Origin of the sequence: Bacillus cereus group sp. BfR-BA-01347, from assembly GCF_022663835.1 — a bacterium.
In the GTDB taxonomy this organism is placed as follows: Bacteria; Bacillota; Bacilli; order Bacillales; family Bacillaceae_G; genus Bacillus_A; species Bacillus_A thuringiensis_K.
The window spans coordinates 1-2567 of sequence record NZ_JAKUGG010000063.1 but is presented as its reverse complement, the minus strand read 5'-3'; the positions used below and the strand labels follow the sequence as shown (position 1 = coordinate 2567).

Below are 2567 nucleotides of genomic sequence, written 5' to 3'. Positions count from 1 at the left end.
AAGTTAGTTTGTCTAGCATCTAAAATAAAAATTGACGTTTCACGTTGTTTGTTTCGTTCAGTTTTCAAAGAACTACTTGGCCGCTCATTTGCGACTTCCTTATGTTAACATTTTCATCTTTCAATGTCAACTAAGTTTTTCATTTAGTTTGTCGCTTGCGACGTTATTGTCATCGGCGACTTGTTCTATATTACACCTCTAAAGTATAATCGTCAATACGTTTTTAAAAAAACTTTATATTTTATAGATTTCACTTATGTATTTCTTCTATAGTTATATACAAGCACCCCACAGAACTATCTATGGGGTACTACTCTACTATAAAAACTATTGCTCTTTCGACGGCACCGAACAACTTCCATCAGTACAAGAAAGATCGCTTCCACCCTCTGAAGAAAGTTCTTGTAACTTAGGTGCAGGATTCTCTTCTTCCCACACTTGCTGAAGTGCACCAACAAAAGTTTCAAGTGGTTGTGCACCTGAAATAGCATACTTTTGATTAATAATAAAATAAGGTACTCCCGAAATTTGATATTGCTGAGCAATCGCTTCATCAATTCTAACATCATTTGCATACGCATTTTTATCATTAATAACATTTAAAGCCTCTTGCTTATCTAAACCTGAAACTTCAGCGATAGTAGCAAGTATATCCACATCACTTAAATTTCTCGATTCAGTGAAGTATGCGAAAAGTAGATTTTCCGTAATCTCTTTTTCTTTTCCTTGATCCTTTGCAAACTTCGCAAGACGATGCGCATCAAACGTGTTCGTCGGCTTCATCTCATCAAAATTAAAACTTAAACCCATACTAGCTGCATGATTTCCTAGCTGTACGTTATTACGCTTAGCTTCTTCAATACTAATTCCATACTTTGATGCAAGTACTTCATTAATACTTGTTCCAGAATAGATTGGAGCATTTTGGTCTAATTCAAAACTTTTAAACTCAACTTCAACATCCTTCTTATGTGGAAATTGCTCTAAAGCCACCTCTAATCTACGTTTCCCAATATAGCAAAATGGGCATACAAAATCCGACCATACTTCAATTTTCATAGAAACACCTCATTAACATTTAGTTTTCAATCATTGTAGCACTGAGATTAAGGAATTCAAAAGTTTTTGCTCTATCTCCTTCATATAGTACATACAAAAACACACTTATAGCAGACTACCTAATTAACAAAAAAACGATAATCAAAAGGATTAATTATTATCCCTCCGATTATCGTCTATATAAGTGCAACAAATTTAATTATGCCGGAATATACTTCCCTACGAACTTCCATACAGTATTCCAATATTTATTCGAATCTACTTTCTCCGCTTCTCCATGTCCAGCACCTGAAACAATTAATTTCTCTTTTTCTACTTTTGCAGCATTATATACTTCATCTAACATTTCAAAAGGAACGAATGTATCAGCATCCCCATGAATGAATAACATAGGTGTTTTACTTTTCGCTACTTGTTTTACAGCTGAAGCTTCTTCTAAATCGTAGCCAGCTCTTAATTTAGTAACCGTATTTGCCGCATTCATAACAGGAAACTTCGGTAAGTGGAATAAATCTTTTAGTTGATAAGTAAATTCATCAATAACAGTTGAGTATCCACAATCTTCAATAATAACTTTAACATTAGAAGGTAAATCTTCTCCTGAAGTCATCATTACAGTTGCCCCGCCCATCGAAACACCAAATAGAGCTATTTCAGCATTAGGGTCTTTCTTTAAGATTTGTTGAATCCAAATTAACACATCTTTACGATCATGCCAGCCCATACCAACATAATCCCCTTCACTATTTCCGTGCCCACGAAGGTCTGGTGCTATGACATTATAGCCTTGTTCATAGAAATTACGAATATATTTCGTCATTTCTGATGCTCTACCATTGTATCCATGAACTACAATTGCCCATTTATGACTAGATGGTTCATTCATATATTCATAACCTTTTAAATTTAATTTATCGAAAGAACGTATAGTTAATGTGTTAGGTTTATACTTCGATACGAAGTTTGCATTCTTTTCTTCATTTGCAGCCAATTCATCTCCCGATGCACTTACCGTTTCTACTAAATGAGGATTATCTTGCAAAAATTCCTTTTCTTGTTTCGCATTTAATGCATAGTTATAAAAATAATTTCCAACTAACATATACACGATTACTAGCAGGACTAAGACTACTATAGTAATTATACTTATCTTTTTCATATTATCTCCTTTTCTAACTTAAATCTTCTTATATTAAAGTACATTAAAAACAACTGTACTATTTTAACACACTGATGAATCCTATCTTTAAGAAATAAAACAGAAAATCTTAAATAGCATATCAAAAATCATGAAAGAAATTGAATGAAAAATTATATAGATATACCCAAAAACCATAGAGGCATACGGAGTATTCAAGAACTTAAATTACATTTGAAATTGATAAGAAGTTAGAAACACAAAAAAGACGAGTCATTCTGACTCGTCTTAAGATTGCTTGGCGACGTCCTACTCTCACAGGGACAAGGTCCCAACTACCATCGGCGCTAGAGAGCTTAACTTCCGTGTT

At 33.7% G+C, this 2567-nt stretch carries 2 protein-coding genes; both read right to left on the bottom strand.

Annotation, left to right across the window (positions count from 1 at the left end; translation table 11 throughout):
* Positions 1-327: 327 nt before the first annotated feature.
* Entirely contained in the window at positions 328-1059 is a 732-nt protein-coding gene (locus MR143_RS32590; protein WP_242281298.1) for a DsbA family oxidoreductase, read from the bottom strand.
* A 199-nt stretch (positions 1060-1258) separates the two neighbouring features.
* The gene (locus MR143_RS32585) at positions 1259-2218 is read right to left on the bottom strand and encodes an alpha/beta hydrolase (protein ID WP_000723980.1); all 960 of its coding nucleotides are present in this window, start codon (positions 2216-2218) and stop codon (positions 1259-1261) included.
* Positions 2219-2567 lie beyond the last annotated feature (349 nt).

Excerpts from the sequence above, each read along its gene's own strand:
- MR143_RS32590 (WP_242281298.1), bottom strand. The coding sequence starts at position 1,059 with ATGAAAATTGAAGTATGGTCGGATTTTGTATGCCCATTTTGCTATATT.
- MR143_RS32585 (WP_000723980.1), bottom strand. The coding sequence starts at position 2,218 with ATGAAAAAGATAAGTATAATTACTATAGTAGTCTTAGTCCTGCTAGTA.